We start from the raw sequence: 18713 nt of genomic DNA, 5'->3' as shown, positions 1-18713 counted from the left end.
CCTGCTCCTCGGTTTCGGTTGCCGCACGGTCATGACTTCGCCCTGGGGCGGATGAAAACACCCTCGGCCTGCACGGTGACCACACCGTCGGCGTCCAGGAGGCGGCCCACCGCAAAGGTTTTCCCGCGCTCCTCCCGGTCCGTCCAGGCCTCGGCGCGCACCGGGCCCAGCGGGGTGGGTGCCACATAGCGCAGCGTCAGCGTGCCGGTGAAGGCCGGTGCGTCGCGGCGGTGGGCGGTGGCGCTGAGCACGTGGTCGAGGATCAGCGCGCACACGCCGCCGTGCACCTGCCCGGACGGACCCTCGTACGGCGCCCCGAGGGTCAGGTCCGCGGTGGCGCGGCCGTCGGCATCGCGCTCCACCAGCAGGGGAGGGGCAATCGCATTGCGCTTCCCGATCAACACGTTGCCCCAGGTCAGCGTCCGGCCGTCAGTGGTGGCGCGCATGCTGAACGGTTCCGGGGCCAGCCGCGACCCCAACAATTCGGTGGCCTGCTCGATCAGGGCGTGCGCCCGGCGCACGTCCGCGTCGTCGGCCTCGCTGCGGATCGTGACGTCGACGAGTTCGCGCAGCGACTGCGCCAGCGGGGCGAACAGCGCCTCGCTGCGGTCGATCTCGTCCGGCGTCAGGCGGGTCAAGGTCCGGCCCTCCCGGCCGCCATGTCCAACGCGGCGAAGTGGCTGAACAACATCGAAGCGCCGATCGGATTGCCGCCGCCGGGGTAGGCGGTTCCGCTGACGGCGGCCATGGTGTTGCCCGCGGCGTAGAGACCCGCGATCGCCGCGCCGTCGGCCGTCAGCACCCGGCCGCGCGTGTCGGTGCGCAGCCCGCCCTTGGTGCCCAGATCCGAAAGTCCGAACGCTGCAGCGTGATACGGCGGGGTATCGATCGGGACCAGGGGTGAGGCGCCGTCGGTGAAGGAGCGGTCGTAGGGTTCGTCGCCGCGACCGAAGTCCTCGTCGGCGCCGAGGGCGGCCAGCCGGTTGAACCGTTCGATGGTGGCGGCGAGGTTGTCGGCCGGGACGCCGATCGCCGCGGCGAGCCCGTCGAGGGTGTCCGCGGAATGCCACAAGCCGGCCGCGCGGTACTCGTCGGCGTCGACCATCGAGACATTGGTGGCGCCCACCGGCGGGATGGCGCCGGCCCGATCGTCGTAGATCATCCAGAACGGCAGGGTGGTCGTGCCGGCGGCCAGCTGCCGGATCACCTCGCGGCCCAGGCGGTCATACGGTGCGGACTCGTTGACGAACCGGTGACCGTCCTGGTTGACGAAGATGCCGCCGGTGAACCACAGCGCGAAGGCCGACCGACCGTCGGGATGCGTCATCCCCGGCGACCACCACGCCTGGTCCATCAGGTCGGTGTCGGCGCCGACGGCGACCGCGGCGCGGTGCGCGGCGCCGGTGCTGCCCGGCCCGCCCATGGTGTCCTCGGCGCTGCCGGGCACGGCGTACTGCGCTCGCATGGCCGCGTTCTGTTCGAAGCCGCCCGCGGCCAGCAGCACCCCGCGGCGGGCGTGCACCCGCACCGGGGTGCCGTCCTGCTCGATCACGGCACCCACCACCGCGCCGTCCTCGACGATCAACTCGGTCAGCGGTGCGTTGCGCCAGCAGAACGCGGTGGGCAGCTTGGCGAGGGCGGCCAGGAAGCGGCCGACCAGCGCGCGGCCGCCGACCAGCAGGTCGGGGGCAGGAGCACCGAGACGCTCGGTGTCCAGCGGGCCGCGCACCAGACCGGTGTACTGCCCGAGTTCGCGCTCCGGCAGCGGCACCGGGATGGTGTGCCGCAGACCGTCGTTGCGGGCCCCGGGCGCCGATCCGTAGTAGTCCGGCCAGGGCAGCGCCATGAATTCGAAGGCCGGGTCCTGCTCCAGGTAGGAGATGAGGCCCGCCCCGCCGCGAACGTAGGCCTCTTGCAGGTCCGACGGGGTGCGGTCACCGACCACCGCGTGGAAGTAGGTCAGCGCCTCCTCGATGGTGTCGTCGCTGCCGGCGCGGGTCAGCGCAGGGTTGCACGGGAACCACATGCCGCCCCCGCCGGAGTAGGCGGTGGTGCCGCCGAACTGATCGGTGGCCTCGGCCACCAGCACCGAAAGGCCCTCGCGCGCCGCGGTGTAGGCACCGGCCAAGCCGCCGCCCGAACCGGCGACGATCACGTCGAACTCCGCGTCGTACATGAGCCTCCTCGCTAGGCGAATCTCAATCTGCTGGATGGGCCGGGTCGTTGCAACGTGTCGTCCCGATCAGCGGTAGCGGGGCCGCCGGGTTTGCCGACGAGATTGCTAGCCTTGGACAGTGCCGGAAGTTCCCGACGACGCCGCTGACCAGCCCAACCTGACGCCCACCGGGTGGGCTTTGCTGGGCATGTTGTCCGGCGGCGACGAGCTCTCCGGTTATGACATCAAGAAGTGGATCAACTGGGTGATCCGATTCTTCTACTCCAGCCCGGCCTACAGCCAGATCTACTCCGAGCTCAAGAAGCTCGAGCAGCTCGACCTGGTGACCTCGCGCGTGGAGGCCACCGCGCGCAGCCGGCGGATGTACAAGATCACCGACACCGGGCTGGCCGCGGTCACGCGCTGGACCAACGAGGAACCGGTCGAGCCCCCGACCCTGAAGCACAACCCGATACTGCGGGTGATCTTCGGGCACCTCACCGAGCCGGGCCGACTCAAGGAAGTGCTCACCGAACACGCCCAATACGCCGATCGGATGCAACGCGAGGCCGCCGCCGAGGTGCGCGGCACCGACGAGCAGCCCACCTGGTCCTACGCGCGGCTGGCGCTGCAGTGGTCCGAGCGCTACTACGGGGCCGAGCGGGAACTGGCGCTACAGCTGATCAAGGACCTCGACGCCGCCGAGGAGACGTTCACCGAGGCCGGTGAGGCCGGTGCGCAGTTCCCGGTCCGGGAGTACTGGTACGAGGTGGAACGGCGGATCGCCGCGGAGAAAGACCAGGGCTGAGCCGCCCCGCGTGATCAGTCGGTCCGGCCCGCGGCGTGGCGCGCGGCGAGGTAGCCGAACACCAGGCCCTGGCCGATGGTCGCCCCCGCCCCCGGGTAGCTGGCCCCGAACGTGTTGGCCGCGGTGTTGCCGATCGCGTACAGACCGTCGATGGCCGCGCCGTCCTCGCGCAGCACCCGGCCGTGAGTGTCCGCCCGGACCCCGCCGCAGGTCCCCAGGTCGCTGAGCACGACCTTGACCGCATAGAACGGACCGTCCTCGAGCGGCCGCAGGTTCGGGTTCGGCGTGCGGGTGGGATCGCCGTAGTAGCGGTCGTAGGCGCTGTCGCCCCGGCCGAAATCGGTGTCCTTGCCGGTGCGGGCCAGCTGGTTGAAGCGGTCCAGGGTGGCGGCCAGCGCCGCCTCGTCGACGCCGACCGAGCGGGCCAGGCCGGCGACGTCGTCGCTGCGATGGGCGATGCCGGCGTCGTACCAGGTCTTGGGGATCGGCATGCGCGGAAACAGTTCGGCCGCAAGCAGATAGCTGTTGCGGTACTGCTGGTCGAACACCATCCACATGACCTCGACCGGGTTGCCGTCGCGTTCCCGCTGCAGAACCTGCTGGCCGAACGTCATGTAGTCGGTGGCCTCGTTGATGAACCGGTTTCCGGTCTGATCGACCAGCAGGCAGCCGGGTAGCGATCGTTCGGCGAGCATGACGGTCGGCTCGCCGTCGGGCAGCGGCGCGAACGCGGGGAACCACCAGGCCTGGTCCATCAGGCCGATGCCCGCGCCGAGATCCTGCGCCGCGCGAATACCGTCGCCGGTGTTGCCCTCGGCGCCCAAACTCAGGTCTGCGCGCAGTGATTCGGACTGGAACTTCTGCCGCCAGTCCATCCGGTGGTCAAAGCCGCCGGTCGCGAGCACCACGCCGCGGCGGGCGGTGATCGTGACCTCGGTGCCGTCGCGTTCCACCACGGCGCCGTGCACCCGGTCACCGTCGATGAGCAGCCGCACCAGCGGGGTCTGCGTCCACACCGGGATGCCGGCCTGCACGACACCGGCAAACATGCCCGCGGCCAGGGCCTGACCGCCGGCCGCGTAGCGGCGTCGCAACGCCAGGCCGCCGATACCCTGCACGGCCCGGCGCAGGATGCGGGGGACCGCCTTGCGGGGTACCCGTGCCATCAGGTTCAGCCAACGGTAGTCGGCGCCGGTGACCGGCATCGGGAACGACGACTTCATCACCCCGGGCCGCAGTCGGCGCAACTCGGAGCCCAGCATCGCGGTGTTGAACGGTCGGCATTCACAGGTCCGTCCGACGGCGCTGCCGCCGGGCAGTTCCGGGTGGTAATCCGAATAGTCCTTGGCCCACTGGAATTTCATCGGTGTGGTGCGGCGCAGCATCTCGACCGTCGCCGCCCCGTGATCCAGGAAGGCCCGCGCCCGGTCGGCCGGTGCGGCGTCGCCGATCACCGATTCCAGGTAGGTGCGACCGGCCGCCATCGTGTCGTCGGAGCCGGCCTCGATCAGGATCGGGTTGGCCGGCATCCAGAACGCGCCGCCGGACCGCGCGGTGGAACCGCCGACATAGGCGGTCTTCTCGACGATCAGCGTGGACAAGCCGAGCTCGTGGGCGGCCAACGCCGCGGCCATGCCGGTGCCCGAGCCGACAACCAGGAGATCGACCGCGAGGGTCTGGGGATCAGTCACCGAGCGATTCTCGGCTCGCGGCGGCCGGTGTGGGTCCGCTTGGCCCGGTCAGTGGAACACCACGCCCCCTACCGGGTGTTTGCGGTGCTACAACGGGGTGAACTGCAAGCTTTCAACAGCGAGGATGGCAGAGGAAATGACATCGTTGCAGCCCGACGGCGTCGATGAGGTGCGTCAGATCGAGGCCCAGGCCGCGCCGGCCCGATTCGCCCGTGGCTGGCACTGCCTGGGCCTGACCCGCGACCTCGGCGACGGGAAACCGCACTCGATCAATGCCTTTGGCGGAAAACTGGTGGTGTTCCGGGGTGCCGACGGCAAGCTCAACGTGCTGGACGCCTACTGCCGGCACATGGGTGGCGATCTGTCCGACGGGGAAGTGAAGGGCAACGAGATCGCGTGCCCGTTCCATGATTGGCGCTGGGGCGGCGACGGCCGCTGCAAACAGGTGCCCTACAGCCGGCGGGTGCCCAAGCTCGCGCGGACGGCGACCTGGCCGACCATGGAGCAGGACGGCATGTTGTTCGTCTGGAACGACCCGGAGAAGAAGGCGCCGCCGGCCGACGTGACGATCCCCACCATCGAGGGCGTCGGTACGGACAAGTGGACCGACTGGCATTGGTACACCACGGTTGTCGAGACCAACTGCCGCGAGATCATCGACAACATCGTGGACATGGCGCACTTCTTCTACATCCACGGCGGGCTGCCGACGGGATTCAAGAACATCTTCGAAGGCCACGTCGCCACGCAGTACTACAAGAGCGAGGCCCGGCCGGATCTCGGTTCGGGTGAGGGCGCGGCGATCCTGGGCACGACGTCGGTGGCGTCCTATTACGGACCCTCGTTCATGATCGACGAGCTCACGTACCACTACGAACACGGCGACCAAAGCACCGTTCTGCTGAACTGCCACTATCCGATCGACGAGAACTCGTTCGTGCTGCAGTACGGGATCACGGTCGAGAAGTCCGATGCAGTACCCGAGGACCTCGCGATGCAGATGGCCGTTGCCCTGGGCGATTTCGTGAAGATGGGCTTCGAGCAGGACGTCGCCATCTGGCGTCGCAAGGCACGCATCGACAATCCGCTGCTGTGCGAAGAGGACGGGCCGGTGTACCAGGTGCGCCGGTGGTACGAGCAGTTCTACGTCGACGCCGCCGATGTCACACCCGACATGGTGGACCGTTTCGAATTCGAGATCGACACCACCCGTCCGCGCGAGGCGTGGATGAAGGAAGTCGAGGACAACCTGGCGAACAACCGGCTGCCGCGCCTGGTGGGTCTGACCACATGACCGTGCGGCCCGACGTCCGGCTCGCCGATGCGCCGATGCGGCCGGTCGGCTGCGGGTCGTGCGGGGCCCAGGTGTTGGTCCGCAAGAGCAGCTGGGAACAGACCAGCGTGCAGTGGAACCGCGACGCGATGCTCACCTGCGTGGAGCGTCGGAGGGGGCGCGGGCAGTTCACCCTGTGCGCGAACCTGCGCTCCTCCATCGAGGCGGCGGTCCGCGACGGCGAACTTGCCATCGTCGACGATCCGTCCTGACTGTTCGACCAATAAGTATGGCCCCGGCACCCTTTCGGGTGCCGGGGCCATACTTTATGGCGGAGCGTCAGGCCAGCTGGAACGCGCTCAGCGGCGCTTCGTCTGGGTAGCTTGCGGGGCCACCGAAGTCGTAGCCGGCGTTGAGCGCGCCGATGAACTCCGGATCGTGCAACGGGGCGCTCGGGATATCGAGCTTGATGCCCCGCTTGCCCAGATCGTCGACCATCATGTCGATGGCCTTGTCGATCGACAGGTCGTCGGAGTGGTCCATGTTCTTCTTGAGCTCGTCGTAGTCCTCGAAGACCTCGGCGGACCAGTGCACCAGGAAGCGCAGTTCATCGGTGTGGTGCCGGGCGATGACGTCGTCGCCGTTGCGGAGTACCCAGTGGTCGCGGGAGGTTGGATCGCCGGCGAAGACGGTATCGAACGCCAGGCCGGCCGGGACCTGTTGGTCCAGTGGGCCGTTGGCCTCGCCGCGGTGCACCAGCATCTCGTTCTGCACGACCACGCCACGGTTATAGACCGGCGGCTGAACACGTTTCGGTGCCTTCATCGGGCCGTCGGGCCAGTAGGTGAATCCGCTGCCCTCATCGTGGGAGAACCAGGTGATGACCTGGGCCATCTTGATCAGGTAGTCGGTGAATAGGCCCGACTTGCCCATGACGCTGACCAGCCAGGTGGGCGCGTTCTCGTAGCGCACCCCGCGAAAACTCGGCGAATCGAGGTGTCCCGGATCGCGATTGGCGCACGGGCCGTTGATGTTGAACAACATCATCTGGGGCTTCGCGTACTCGGCGTTCCAGTACGACTTGGCGGCGTCAAGGAACTTCGCGTTGTAGAAGCAGTCGTGCAACTCGGGATAGAGCACGGTGCCGTGGTTGGCCAGATGACCGCGGAACGTGGGCGTGAGGAACAGATCCAGGGTGGGTTCGAAACCCTCCGGGAAGGCGCCGCTCATGGTGGCCATCAGCTCCTCGGCCGAGGCGAAGTGCTGAGCGATGATCAGGCTCCAGGGCGCATCCTTGCGCACCACGTCCAACAGACGATCGCGCTGGTCGTCGGTGTAGACGTTGTCGACCTCGCGCGGTGGCGCGGCCGGGCGAAGGATGTCGGACAGCTCCATCCGCCGTTCTTCAGTGAGCATCGTGGGGCTCCTATCCTCGGTTCTCGGGCGTGGATGCACGCCGGGTCTGGTGTCGATTGTGTGCGGTCTCCGCGACGCCCGAGGCCAAGGTGTCCAGCCATCGGGACAGCAGAAATAGGCTAGAAGCGCAACGGATTGGCGAACTTTGCGCGCAGCAGCGCGCCGGTCTCGGCCATCGCGAGGCGCCCGCGCGCCGTCGTCTCCGACCGCATCAGGAAGCCGTGGTAGATGCCGGGGTATCGGGTGAGGGTGGTCTGCACGCCCGCATCCCGGAGTCGGTGGGCATACCGCTCGCCCCAGTCGGAGATCGGGTCCAACTCGGCGGTGACGACGATGGCCGGCGGCAGGCCGCGTAGGTCGGCGGCGTAGGCCGGGACGCGCCGGATGTCGTGGGGGTCGCCGGCACCTCGATCCGCCAGTTCGTGCATGTAGAGGATGTCGTCGTGGGCCAGCAACGGCGCGTCCGGTTGCGAGACGATCGAGTGCGCGGCCATGTCGCGGTCGACGCCGGGGTACAGCAGCACCTGCCCGAAGATGTCCGGGCCGCCGGCATCGCGCGCCACCAACGCCACTGCGGCCGCCAGCCCGCCGCCGGCGCTGTCGCCGGCGACCACCAGCCGCGAGCGGTCCCAACCGAAGCTGTCGGACTCGGCGGCAACCCAATTGGTGACCGCCCAGGCGTCCTCGAACTGTGCCGGTGGCGGATGCTCGGGGGCCAAGCGATAGCCCACCGCCACCACCACGGCGCCGCTGGCGGCCGCCAACGCCCGTGCCATCGGTTCGAACGACCGCAGCGAGCCCATCACCAGGCCCCCACCGTGCAGATGCACGACGACCGGCGGCGGGCCGTCCGCGTCTGGCCCCGGGCGGTAGATCCGCACGGGGACCGAGGATTTCGGGCCACGCACCGTGGTTTCGAGGATCTCGGCCATGGCGGGCATGTCGGCCGGGGGTGGGGCGGATTCGAGCGTCTCCCGCACCGCGGCCAGACCGCGTTCGCGCATCGGTGCCGGTGTGCCGAAGCTCGCGATGCGAGCCGCGGCGTCGGGGTCCAGTTCGGGTCGGTGGGTGGGCGTCATCAGTGCTTCGTCGCGTCGAAGCGCGGTTTGGTCCGTAGCTGCGGCGGCACGCGGGTGGTCAGCACCTGGGCGCGCTCGACCATCGCGGAGCCCACATAGTCGGGCTGCGTCAGCAGATAGAACTCACCCCGGGCGGACTGATCGAAGACCACCTCGGCGGCCTCCACCGGGTCCATGGCGCCGGCCTTGATGTCGAGCATCGCGGCGCGTTGGGACTCGGCGGCCTCGACATCAGTTCCGGCCCGGGTGTTCTCGACCCCGCCGGCGGCCTCGAAGATGTTGGACTTCACCGCCCCGGGCAGCACGGCCTGCACCTGGATGTGGTCATGCCCGGCCAATTGCACTTCCAGGCGCAGACATTCGGTCAGCGCCAGCACCGCGTGCTTGCTGATGATGTACGGCGCCTGCAGCGGGACTGCGGCCACCCCACCGATCGACGACAGGTTCCAGACCCACGCCGGGTCCGGCTGCGCGATCATCCGGGGCAAAAACGCGCGCACGCCGTGGAACACACCGCTGACGTTGATGTCCATCACCCGGTTCCAGTTGGCCACCGGGGTGTCCCACAGATAACCGAACTGTTCGATACCGGCGTTGTTGACCAGCAGGCGAACCGGGCCCACGTCGCGGTACGTGCGTTCGGCGAGCTCCGCGACGGCGTCGGGGTCCCGAACGTCGCACACCACGTCGACCGCGGAGCCGCCGTCGGCGACCAACTGCTCGCGCAGCGTCGCGATGGCCGCGGCGTCGACGTCGGCCAGCACCAGCGACATACCCAGCCGATGCGCGTGGCGCGCCAGGCCCGCGCCGATCCCGGCACCCGCGCCGGTGATGACCGCGACGCCGCCGCCAAAGGTCTCGCGCGCGTTCACGTCAGGCGCTGGTTGCGGTCGACTTGGCGCGGTGCTCGGCGAACGGGATCGAGTCCTCCGCGTCGAGCACCACGGTCATCGAGGTCAGCACCAGCCGGTCGCCGTCGCGGCGGATGTCGACGTCGACCACACCGGAGGACACGTCGAAGGGCACGTTGTTGGTGACCTGGTTGACGTACAGGTAGAAGCGGGCGCTGGTGAGGTCACCGTCGCCCCCGGTGCGGAAGATGTTGGTGGCGTGATGGCGCAGCGGGTAGGGGTTCTCGTCGCGGTGCTGGCTCAGCCACGCCAACGTCGCGGGGCCGCCGTGCAACTCGGCGGCCAGCAGTTCCTCGAACGGGCAGTTGCCGGAGTCCGATCGGCTCAGGTACTGCATCTCGTCGGCGACGTAGGTGGCGAGCACATCGAACTGGCCTTGGTCGTAGTGGTACCAGAACCTGGCGATGAACTCCTGGATCTCGGGCAGCGTGATCGCGGTGGTCATGCTGACCGAGTCAACCGGCGATCGGCGCCCGCGGACATGACGATTACCGGTCAGTGGGAGCGATTTCGGTGCGCGTGGTTGCGATGGCCGCAACCACGCGCACCGAAATCACTGGAAACGGTCGCGCAGGACGCGCTTGAGCAGCTTGCCGCTGGGATTCTTGGGCAGTGCGTCCACGAAGAACAACTGCTTGGGGGTCTTGAACCCGGCGAGGTGCTCCCGGCAGTGGCTCAGCAGGGCGTCCTCGGTGATCTCGCATCCCTCGCGGACCACCACGACGGCCGCGACCGCTTCCACCCACACCGGGTGCGGCAACCCGAACACCGCGACTTCCTCGACGGCCGGGTGCCGGTAGAGGACTTCCTCGACCTCGCGGCTCGCGACGTTCTCGCCGCCGGTCTTGATCATGTCCTTCTTGCGGTCCACCACGTGCAGCAACCCGTGCTCGTCGTAGTAGCCGAGGTCGCCGGAGTGGAACCAGCCGCCGCGGAACGCCTCGGCGGTCTTGGCTTCGTCATCGAGGTAGCCGAGCAGCAAATGCGGGCTGCGATGGGCGATCTCGCCGACCACGCCGGCGTCGACCTCCACGTTGTCCTCGTCGAGGATCGCGGTCTGGACGTTGACCACCGGCCGGCCCGCCGCGCCCGGGTGCGAGTCCTGCTCGTCGGGGCCCAGCACCGAGGCCAGGGGCGCCATCTCGGTCTGGCCGTAGAAGTTCCACAGCCGCAGGTTGGGCAGGCGTTGGCGCATTTCGGCCAGGATCTCCACCGGCATCGCCGAGGCGCCGTAGTACCCCTTGCGCAGGCTGGACAGGTCGACCTCGTCGAACACCGGCGAACGCAGCAGCGAGATCCACACGGTCGGCGGCGCGAAATAGTTGGTGACGCTGTACTTTTCGATGGTCCGCAGCACCAACTCGGGGTCCGGGCGCGCCACGATGATGCTGGTCGCGCCGAGGTAGATGTCGGTGATCAGGAAGTTGTCGAGTTGCGCGCAGTGGTACAGCGGCAGCGAGTGGACCTCGACATCGGTGGCTTCCATGGACCCGCCGATGATGGTGCTGATGTAGTTGCCCATCAGGCTGCGGCTGGAGTGCATGGCGCCCTTGGGATGCGATTCGGTGCCGCTGGTGTACATCAGTCGGATCAACTGATCGTCGGCGACGGGCGGCGCGGGCGCCGCGGACGTGGTCTGCAACCAGTCCGCGAAGTCCGCCCAGCCCGGCGGCAGCGACTGCCCGGACAGCACGATGGCGGCCCGCTCGGTGACCACCCCGCCCAGCGTCATCGCCTTCTCGGCCGTGGCGGTCAGGTCCGCTTCGACCAGGAAGCCGCGGACCTTGCTGTGGTCGAGGATGAAGGCGATCTCCTCGGCGGTGAGCATGAAGTTGATCGGCACCAGCACGACAGCGGCGCGTGCGGTCGCGAAGGCCAGCACCGCGTACTGCCAACAGTTGTGGGCCAATAGCGCGACGCGATCGCCGGGACCCAATCCGTTGTCCTGCAACGCCGCGGCGGCACGGTCGACCAACCGGTCGAACTCCGCGAAGGTCAACGTGACCTCGCCGTCGATGATCGCCACCTTGTCGGGCTGCCGGCGCGCCGACCGGCGTGGGATCTCGCCGAGTGCGTGACTGCGCGCCGAACCGAGCAGGGCATCCAGGTCACTCATGACTGGGACTGTAGGCGGCGGGCGCCGGCCCCACTGACGCCGCGTCCCGCTGAGTAGACCGAGGCCCGCCGCGGCGCCCCGACGCGACCCATACTCGGCGCTGCGAGCAAGGAGATTCGATGACCACCGATGCGACCGTGGCCATGAACGGCACCGGCCTGGACCCCGACGAACTGCGCGCCAACCTGCGCCTGGCCGATGCCGGCGTGCTGGTGGCGGTGCTGGCCCAGATCACCGGGGACCCGGGCGTGCCCGACCGGTTCGAGGACCGCATCACCTTCGAGCCCAATCCGCCGGAACAGGTCGGCGTCACCGATCCCGCGACCCTCGAGACATTGGTCGACGCGGTGGTCGAGGCGCTGCAGCGGCGGCGCCCCGAGGACGGTGTGGCGTTCGACGACCCCGCCCTGTTCGCCCGGATCGCCCCGCTGGCCCTGGGGTCGGCGGTGGGGTCCGAGTACATCGGTCTGCTGCTGGAGCAGGGCGGGTTCCATCCGTCGCAGCCGGTGTTGCCCCGCGACGCGAAGCTGCCCGACGGCTTCAAGGTCGTCATCGTCGGCGCGGGCATGGCCGGCATGGCCGCCGCCCTGGAATGCGCGGCCGCAGGTATCGACTACGAGATCATCGACCGCAACGACGACGTGGGCGGTACCTGGTACACCACGGTCTACCCCGGCATCGGCGTGGACACCCCGTCGGCCTACTACTCGCTGTCGCGCGACATCAACGGCGGCTGGTCGAGCTACTACCCGCAGGGCGATGAGTACCAGAAGTATCTGCAGGCGGTGGCGGACAAGAACAATCTGCGTGCGCGCACCCGGTTCGGCACCGAGGTCGAGGCGCTGTGGTGGGACGACGAGCGCAGCCAGTGGCAGGTGCACACCGTCACCGGCGAGTCGCGCGAGATCAGCTACGCCAACGTGGTGATTCCGGCGGCCGGGTACCTCAACCGCCCGCGGTGGCCGGATCTGCCGGGCCGGGAGGACTTCGCCGGGGTCAGCGTCCACTCCGCCGAGTGGGACCCGAACCTGGACCTGCGCGGTAAGAAGGTGGCGATCATCGGGGCCGGGTGCACGGCCGTGCAGATCGTCGACGCCTGTGTCGACGACGTCGAACACCTGACGGTGTTCCAGCGCCAACCGCACTGGGTCGCCCCGCGGCGACGGCTGACCGACGAGGTCCCCGACCACCGCCGCTGGCTCAACACGCACGTCCCGTTCTACGCGAACTGGACGCGGCTGAAATCGTTCTGGGGCACCGCGGACAACAACTATCCGGTGATCGTCCGGGACCCGGAATGGGCCGCCGAGCACCTGTCGATCTCGCCCGCCAACGACGTGTTGCTGCAGATGTGCCTGGAGTACATCGACCGGGTCTTCGGGGCGGGTTCGGAACTGGCGCGCAAGGTCACCCCGGACTTCGCGCCCTACGGCAAGCGGATCATCCGCGATCCCGGCGGCTACTACGCGGCCCTGGCCAAACCGCATGTCGACGTCGAGGCCGACGAGCCGGCCCGGGTCAACGAGCGCGGCATCGTCACCCGCGACGGCCGGCAGATCGACCTGGACGTCATCGTCTACGCCACCGGCTACCACCTGGACTTCCTGGCGACGGTGGATATCCGGGGCCGAGATGGACTGCGGCTCAGCGACTTCTGGGGCGACAGCCCCAGCGCCTACCGGGGCGGCCTGGTACCGGGATTTCCGAACATGTTCATCTCCTCGGCCCCCAACTACAGCCCGGGCCACGGTGGCGGCCACAACTTCGGCGTCGAGGTGATGGTGCACTACGTGATGGAGTGCTTGGCGCTGATGGCCCAACGCGAGGCGACCACCCTCGAGGTCCGCCCGGCGGCCTTCGAACAGTACGTCCGTCACATCGACGAGACCATGGCGAACACCGTGTGGTGCCACACGCCCACCGCGCACACCTACTACCGCTCGGGCGGCGGCCGGATCGTCACCGCGTTCCCGTTCCGGATGATCGACGTCTGGCAGAGCCACCGCGCCCCGATCGAGGGAGATCTGAGTCTCCGATGAGCGGATTACTCACCGGCAAAACGGCATTGGTCACCGGCAGCAGCCGCGGCATCGGGCGGGCCGTCGCCCAACGCCTGGCCGCCGAGGGGGCCACCGTGGTGGTCACCGCGCGGTCGTACCAGCCGTCCGTGTCCTTGCGGGCCGGACGGGCCGAGGCGCTGCCGGGCACCATCGGGGAGACCATCAAGTTGATCGAGGCCGCGGGCGGCACGGCGATCGGCCTGGCGGCCGACCTCGAGGACGCCGAGCAGCGGTCCGCTCTGATCGCCAAGGTGGTCGAGCAAACCGGCCGCCTCGACATTCTCGTCAACAACGCCGGTTACGCCGACTACTCGGTGATCGAGGACATGTCCCCGGAGACCTTCGAACGCACCGTCGAGCACTACGTGCGCACACCATTTGTCCTGACCCAGAACGCCATTCCGCACATGCGCAGCCAGGGCGCCGGCTGGATCGTCAACATCGGCTCGGTGACGGGGCTGGCCCCGGCGCGGCCCTACCGGGAGTACAACAAGACCTCGGGCGACGTGATCTACGCCGCGATGAAGGCGGCGCTGCACAGGTTCACCCAGGGCATCGCCGCCGAACTGGTGGATTCCAACATCGCGGTCAACGTGGTCGGCCCGTCCAGCGCCGTGCGTACCCCCGGGGCGGCGAGCCTGATCCCGGATGCCTTTCCCACCGAACCGGTGGAGTACCTGGCGGAGACGGTGCTCGCGATGTGTCACCGGCCGGCCGCCGAGCGCACCGGGCTGGTGGCGTTCAGCCTGCACTATCCCTGGTCTCAGCAATTGCCGGTACACAGCCTCGACGGCGCCACGGTATTGCCGCCGCTGGAACCGCCGGCCACCGCGAACCCGAACATCCTGCCGGCCGGCCTCTAGCCCTCAGGACAGTACGGGGCGGTCCATCGCGCAGAAGCTGTGGCACACCCGATCCCGGATGATCACGTCGGTGGTTTCCGGATCGAACCAGCGGTCGACCACGGCCCAGTGGATCGGATGCATCAGGTACGGCCCCATCAGCCCCGCGGTGTCGGTGAACTCCTGCTCGAAGACGTGGGTCCAGTCCGACGTGCCGATGGCGTGCTCGACGCGACTCAGCTGCCAGGACCCAATGGTGTTGACGTACCGCGGCATTGACCGCAGTTCGGCCTCGAACCGGGCCAGCTGCTCCGCCGGCGTGTCGGGTGGTACCCGCAGCAGCAGCGTGCGGTACACCGTGGCGGGCCCGTCGGCTCGGGTCGGTTCCCCACGGTAGGTCGCCCCGTTGATCCGGGTGATCGCCGGATCCGAGAGCGTCGCGGCGATCTCCGATTCGGCCGTGCGCCAGTCGGATTGCTCGGCGAAGCGCAGGTGGAGCAGGATGTCCCCGCCGTTGCGCGACCCGGGGTCGGTGAGCTCGGCCAGCCGGCGTTGCGCGCCGCTGCGGGCGGCGGCCGCCCGCACGCTGCCCAGCACCCGCTCGCGGTCGGTCGCATCGACGTCGAGGAGGCGGGTCACGCTAAACATCTGACTCCACAGCGCAGAGGGCGTCGACGTCGGCGGCCGCCGACGCCACGGTGCGGGACCGTTCGAGGACCAGCGCGTCGACGTCCGACCACCACTGTCCGAGCGCGGGATCCGGGCGGCCCTGCCAGGTCATCTGCCACCACGCCAACGGGTTCGGCAGAGACCAGGTGATGGTGACCGTGTTCGACTGGTCCTCGAACCAGATCGGCGGGCTGACCAGGACGTTCTGCAACGTCATCCCGCGCTCGGTGGCCCCTGGGGCGTACTCGGCGAGGTAGCGGTCGACGAACGCCCGGGCCTGCCCGGGTTTGGTCAGCACCCGGTCCAGGACGAACACTTCTGCCATTCGGCGAGGTTAGGCAGCGGGCCCTCGGCGAGGTGACTGCGCTCCCGACCATCGGGAGACCGACGTTGACGGGGAACCGTGCCCGGTGAACGGTGGGGCGATGACCGATGGCAGCCCCGATCCGTTCGCGCCCGCCCAGCTCGGGCCCGTCCGGCTACGGAACCGGATCATCAAGGCCGCCACCTCCGAGGGGCGCTCCCCGCACGGGTTGGTCACCGATGACCTGATCGATTTCCATCGCAGCTTCGCCGCGGGCGGGGTCGGGATGACCACGGTCGCGTACTGCTGCGTGTCACCCGAAGGGGCCAGCGCGCCCGGCCAGATCGTGATGAACGCCGAGGCGCTGCCGGGCCTGCGTCGACTCACCGACGCGGTCCACGAGCACGGGGCGGCGATCTCCGCACAGCTGGGCCACGCCGGGGTGGTGGCCCAGAAGAAGTTGACCGGGGTCACCGCGGTCGCGCCGAGCAGGTTCGTCAATCCCACCTCGTTCGCGTACTGCCGGGAGATCCGGCGCGACGAGATCCGGGCCGTCATCGATCAGTTCGGCGCCGCGGCCCAGGTGGCCGTCGACGCCGGATTCGACGCCGTGGAACTGCATTTCGGCCATCTGTATCTGCCGAGTTCGTTCCTGAGTCCGCTGATCAACCGCCGCCGCGACGAGTACGGCGGCGACATCGACAACCGGTCGCGCTTCGTCCGCGAGATCGCGCAGCGGGTCCGCGAGGTGGTCGGCGACCGCATCGCCGTCATCGCCAAGCTGGACATGGACGACGGCCTGCCCGGCAGCATCTGGATCGACGAGGCACTGCGCACCGCGCAACTCCTTGACGCCGACGCGACCCTGGACGCTCTCGAACTGACCCAGGGGTCCTCGGTCTACAAACCGATGTACCTGTTCCGCGGCGACGTGCCGGTCCGCGAGTTTGCCAAGGTGATGCCGCCGGCGCTGCGCCCGGCGGTCCGCCTGGCGGGCAAGCGGGCGATGGGGAGCTACCCGTACGAGGATCTCTACATGCTCTCGGCGGCACGCCAATTCGTGCCGCTGATGCACAACACCGAGCTCATCCTGCTGGGTGGCATCACGAACCGCGACCACCTGGAGACGGGGATGCGGGAGGGCTTCGCCTTCGCGGCGATGGGCCGGGCCCTGCTGCGCGAGCCGGATCTGGTCAACCGGATGCTGGCCGATCCCGGCGCGCGCAGCCGCTGCAACCACAACAACAAGTGCATGGTCACGGTGTTCGGCCGCACGCACTGCGTGCTCGACCCCGACCAGCGCTACGGCGCCGCGGCGGCCATCACCGCCGCGCCGGCTACGTCGTGATGGCCTTGTCCAGGATCTCGTTCACCGCGGCGCACGCCTGAGCCCGGGCCCGCTGGCAGATGTCGAAGGCGGGCATGGTCATGAAACCGTGCACGCCGCCCTCGAAATAGTGCTGGACGGTGGGGATCCCGGCGCGCTGCAGCGCCGCCACGTAGGCGAGGCCCTCGTCGCGCAGCGGGTCGTGCCCGGCCACGATCGCGACGGTGGATGGCAGACCGGAGAGGTCCTCGGCGTGCAGGGGCGAGGCGTAGGGATGGGTCCGGTCGGCGACGTCGGGCACGTACTGATCCCAGTACCACTGCAGCGCCGGTCGCGGGTTGTAGTACCCGCGGCCGAACGCGCGGTAGGACTCCGTGTCGAAGTCGGCGCCGAGCACCGGGTACAGCAGCAGTTGGCCGGCCAGGGCGGGCCCGCCGCGGTCGCGCGCCATCAGGGCCGTGACGGCGGCCAGGTTGCCGCCGGCGCTGTCCCCGCCGACCAGCAGCGTCTCGGGATCCCCGCCGAGTTCGGTGCTGTGATCGGCCGCCCAGGAGGCGGCGGCGAACATGTCCTCGGCCGCCGCGGGCCACTGCCCCTCGTCGGGTGCGCGCCGGTAATGGACCGAAACCACCACGGCGGGAATGCGATTGGCGAAGTCCCGGCACAGGCCGTCGTGGCTGTCGAGGTCGCAGAACACCCAACCGCCGCCGTGGGCGTAGACCAGGGTCGGCACCGATCGCTCGTCGGCGGCGCTCGGGCGGTAGATGCGGACCTCGATCGGACCGTCGGGGCCGGGCACCGTGCGCCGCTGGACCTGCGTCACGAGCTCGGGGTCGGCCGGTGCGACGAACCGGGACCGGATGGCGGCCCGCGCCTGTTCACCGGTCATGGTGTGCACCGGCGGGAACCCGGCGTCGAGTGTTTCGATGATGCTAGCGATCTGCGGGTCGAGGCTCATGCGAGCTTGCGGGGGGTCGCGTGCGCGGGCCGGATGCCCGGGTGGACCGCGGGGCCGCCGCGCAAGGGCCGCATCTGCTGCAGCGTGGGCGTCACCCGCACCGGGCCGCCCTCCACGGCGCGCCAGATGTTCATCGCGGCCATCCGGACCGGTGCGACCAGCCGCTGGTCGAACATCATCCGGTTCATGGGCCCGCAGACCGAGACCGCGGCCACCGCTTCACCCGGGTCGCCGATGGCTGCGGCCACGCAACCGAAGCCCGGCAGCGACTCCTCGCGGTCGAAAGCGATCCCGTGCGAGCGGACCTTTAGCAGTTCGGCGCGCAGCTGGACGTGGGTGGAGATGGAGTACTTCGTCAGCCGGGGGATGAAGTCGGACCCCAGCACGTCGACGTCGTCCTCGTCGGCGAGGGCCAGCATGGCCTTGCCCACCGCCGTACAGTGCGCGAGCTGGCGGCCACCGACGCGGGTGGGGATGGCCGCGGCCATCCGGTTGCCGACCTTTTCCATGTAGACGACGTCGGTGCCGTCCAGCACGGCCAGGTGGACCACCAGTCCGGTGGCGGCGTGCAATTCGTGCAGCTTGGGGATGGCCGCCCGGTGCAGCCGGTCCTGATGCACGGCCAGTGACCCCAGTTCCACCAGCCGCATACCGAGTTCGTAGTCGCGTCCGTCGCGGCGCAGCCAGCGCAGCTGCACCAGCCGCTCGAGCATCCGGTGCGCCGACGAGCGCGGCAGCCCGGTGCGGCGGACCACCTGAGCCAGGGTGAGCCGGCCGGGGCCGTCGAAAGCGTCGAGGACCAGCGAGATGCGGTCGATCACCGCGCTGGGTGTCTCGGTGGCAGGTTTGTTGGCGCTGGTCACAGGCTTATCGATGGTCACGGTCATGGGGTCCTCCATGGACTGCGGGTAGTTCCTAGTCGAAATATGACTATTAGGAATATGACTATCACAAATATGTGTCGGATGCCACAACGGGCCGTGACGGTGCCGGCGGACGCACCAAAAAACCGCGCCCGTGGAGTCCACGGGCGCGGCTTCTGGAGTTGATCGATATTGCGTCAGGGGCGGGAAAATCTGCTCGCGGACCGCCGCCTGTGCAATC

The 18713-nt window shown here is 69.0% G+C and carries 18 protein-coding genes; 6 read left to right on the top strand and 12 right to left on the bottom strand.

Annotated elements, in window-relative coordinates; all coding sequences use genetic code 11:
- Window positions 1-29: 29 nt before the first annotated feature.
- Both EL338_RS24935 and EL338_RS24930 read right to left on the bottom strand, forming a co-directional pair.
- Complete coding sequence (locus EL338_RS24935) at window positions 30-638, bottom strand: PaaI family thioesterase (protein ID WP_126336235.1); 609 nt, start codon at window positions 636-638, stop codon at window positions 30-32.
- Entirely contained in the window at window positions 635-2176 is a 1542-nt protein-coding gene (locus EL338_RS24930; protein WP_126336234.1) for an FAD-binding protein, read from the bottom strand. The genes EL338_RS24935 and EL338_RS24930 overlap by 4 nt, the downstream gene beginning before the upstream one ends.
- A gap of 187 nt (window positions 2177-2363) precedes the next feature.
- Here EL338_RS24930 and EL338_RS24925 point away from each other — a divergent pair, with 187 nt between their 5' ends.
- Entirely contained in the window at window positions 2364-2963 is a 600-nt protein-coding gene (locus EL338_RS24925; RefSeq protein ID WP_126337126.1) for a PadR family transcriptional regulator, read from the top strand.
- A gap of 14 nt (window positions 2964-2977) precedes the next feature.
- On the opposite strand, the gene EL338_RS24920 is transcribed toward EL338_RS24925, so the two are convergent.
- Window positions 2978-4654 carry a 3-ketosteroid-delta-1-dehydrogenase gene (locus tag EL338_RS24920; RefSeq protein WP_126336232.1) on the bottom strand — a complete coding sequence of 559 codons (1677 nt, stop codon included), beginning with the start codon at window positions 4652-4654 and terminating at the stop codon, window positions 2978-2980.
- Window positions 4655-4790: 136 nt separating this feature from the next.
- Between EL338_RS24920 and EL338_RS24915 the strand changes: the two genes are divergently transcribed.
- Both EL338_RS24915 and EL338_RS24910 read left to right on the top strand, forming a co-directional pair.
- Window positions 4791-5948 (top strand): 3-ketosteroid-9-alpha-monooxygenase, oxygenase component, encoded by a 1158-nt coding sequence (locus EL338_RS24915; RefSeq protein ID WP_126336230.1) that lies wholly within the window; start codon window positions 4791-4793, stop codon window positions 5946-5948.
- Window positions 5945-6199, top strand: coding sequence for a hypothetical protein (locus EL338_RS24910; protein ID WP_126336229.1), 255 nt, complete (start codon window positions 5945-5947; stop codon window positions 6197-6199). The genes EL338_RS24915 and EL338_RS24910 overlap by 4 nt, the downstream gene beginning before the upstream one ends.
- A 67-nt stretch (window positions 6200-6266) precedes the next feature.
- Here EL338_RS24910 and EL338_RS24905 read toward each other — a convergent pair whose 3' ends face one another.
- From EL338_RS24905 to EL338_RS24885, 5 genes are all read right to left on the bottom strand, one after another.
- Window positions 6267-7343, bottom strand: a complete 1077-nt coding sequence (locus EL338_RS24905; RefSeq protein WP_126336227.1) for a hypothetical protein — start codon at window positions 7341-7343, stop codon at window positions 6267-6269.
- Between the two features lie 119 nt (window positions 7344-7462).
- On the bottom strand, window positions 7463-8422 hold the full coding sequence (locus EL338_RS24900) for an alpha/beta hydrolase (RefSeq protein ID WP_126336225.1): 960 nt from the start codon (window positions 8420-8422) through the stop codon (window positions 7463-7465).
- The gene (locus EL338_RS24895; protein WP_126336224.1) at window positions 8422-9294 is read right to left on the bottom strand and encodes an SDR family NAD(P)-dependent oxidoreductase; all 873 of its coding nucleotides are present in this window, start codon (window positions 9292-9294) and stop codon (window positions 8422-8424) included. The genes EL338_RS24900 and EL338_RS24895 overlap by 1 nt, the downstream gene beginning before the upstream one ends.
- A gap of 1 nt (window position 9295) precedes the next feature.
- The gene (locus tag EL338_RS24890; RefSeq protein ID WP_126336222.1) at window positions 9296-9778 is read right to left on the bottom strand and encodes a nuclear transport factor 2 family protein; all 483 of its coding nucleotides are present in this window, start codon (window positions 9776-9778) and stop codon (window positions 9296-9298) included.
- A 108-nt stretch (window positions 9779-9886) separates the two neighbouring features.
- Window positions 9887-11449 (bottom strand): acyl-CoA synthetase, encoded by a 1563-nt coding sequence (locus tag EL338_RS24885; protein WP_163791933.1) that lies wholly within the window; start codon window positions 11447-11449, stop codon window positions 9887-9889.
- Window positions 11450-11568: 119 nt separating this feature from the next.
- Between EL338_RS24885 and EL338_RS24880 the strand changes: the two genes are divergently transcribed.
- Both EL338_RS24880 and EL338_RS24875 read left to right on the top strand, forming a co-directional pair.
- Window positions 11569-13488 (top strand): flavin-containing monooxygenase, encoded by a 1920-nt coding sequence (locus EL338_RS24880; RefSeq protein WP_126336220.1) that lies wholly within the window; start codon window positions 11569-11571, stop codon window positions 13486-13488.
- Window positions 13485-14372 (top strand): SDR family NAD(P)-dependent oxidoreductase, encoded by an 888-nt coding sequence (locus EL338_RS24875; protein ID WP_126336219.1) that lies wholly within the window; start codon window positions 13485-13487, stop codon window positions 14370-14372. Before EL338_RS24880 ends, EL338_RS24875 begins: the two co-directional genes overlap by 4 nt.
- A 3-nt stretch (window positions 14373-14375) precedes the next feature.
- Here the strand turns inward: EL338_RS24875 and EL338_RS24870 are convergent, their stop codons facing one another.
- Both EL338_RS24870 and EL338_RS24865 read right to left on the bottom strand, forming a co-directional pair.
- Window positions 14376-14999, bottom strand: a complete 624-nt coding sequence (locus EL338_RS24870; RefSeq protein WP_126336217.1) for a Dabb family protein — start codon at window positions 14997-14999, stop codon at window positions 14376-14378.
- Window positions 14992-15345 (bottom strand): hypothetical protein, encoded by a 354-nt coding sequence (locus EL338_RS24865; protein ID WP_126336216.1) that lies wholly within the window; start codon window positions 15343-15345, stop codon window positions 14992-14994. The genes EL338_RS24870 and EL338_RS24865 overlap by 8 nt, the downstream gene beginning before the upstream one ends.
- A 100-nt stretch (window positions 15346-15445) precedes the next feature.
- Between EL338_RS24865 and EL338_RS24860 the strand changes: the two genes are divergently transcribed.
- A complete protein-coding gene (locus EL338_RS24860) occupies window positions 15446-16672 on the top strand; it encodes an NADH:flavin oxidoreductase (RefSeq protein ID WP_126336215.1) in 1227 nt (408 codons plus the stop codon).
- Here EL338_RS24860 and lipP1 read toward each other — a convergent pair.
- Both lipP1 and EL338_RS24850 read right to left on the bottom strand, forming a co-directional pair.
- Window positions 16662-17609, bottom strand: a complete 948-nt coding sequence (lipP1, locus tag EL338_RS24855; RefSeq protein ID WP_126336213.1) for a LipP1 family hormone-sensitive lipase — start codon at window positions 17607-17609, stop codon at window positions 16662-16664. The two genes, EL338_RS24860 and lipP1, sit on opposite strands and share 11 nt — an antisense overlap.
- The gene (locus tag EL338_RS24850; RefSeq protein ID WP_163791931.1) at window positions 17606-18496 is read right to left on the bottom strand and encodes an IclR family transcriptional regulator; all 891 of its coding nucleotides are present in this window, start codon (window positions 18494-18496) and stop codon (window positions 17606-17608) included. Before EL338_RS24850 ends, lipP1 begins: the two co-directional genes overlap by 4 nt.
- Between the last annotated feature and the right edge of the window lie 217 nt (window positions 18497-18713).

The sequence above is a fragment of the Mycolicibacterium chitae genome (assembly GCF_900637205.1).
Classification (GTDB): domain Bacteria; phylum Actinomycetota; class Actinomycetes; order Mycobacteriales; family Mycobacteriaceae; genus Mycobacterium; species Mycobacterium chitae.
The sequence above is the reverse complement of the archived record's forward strand: the minus strand, read 5'-3'. Positions and strand labels throughout refer to the sequence as shown.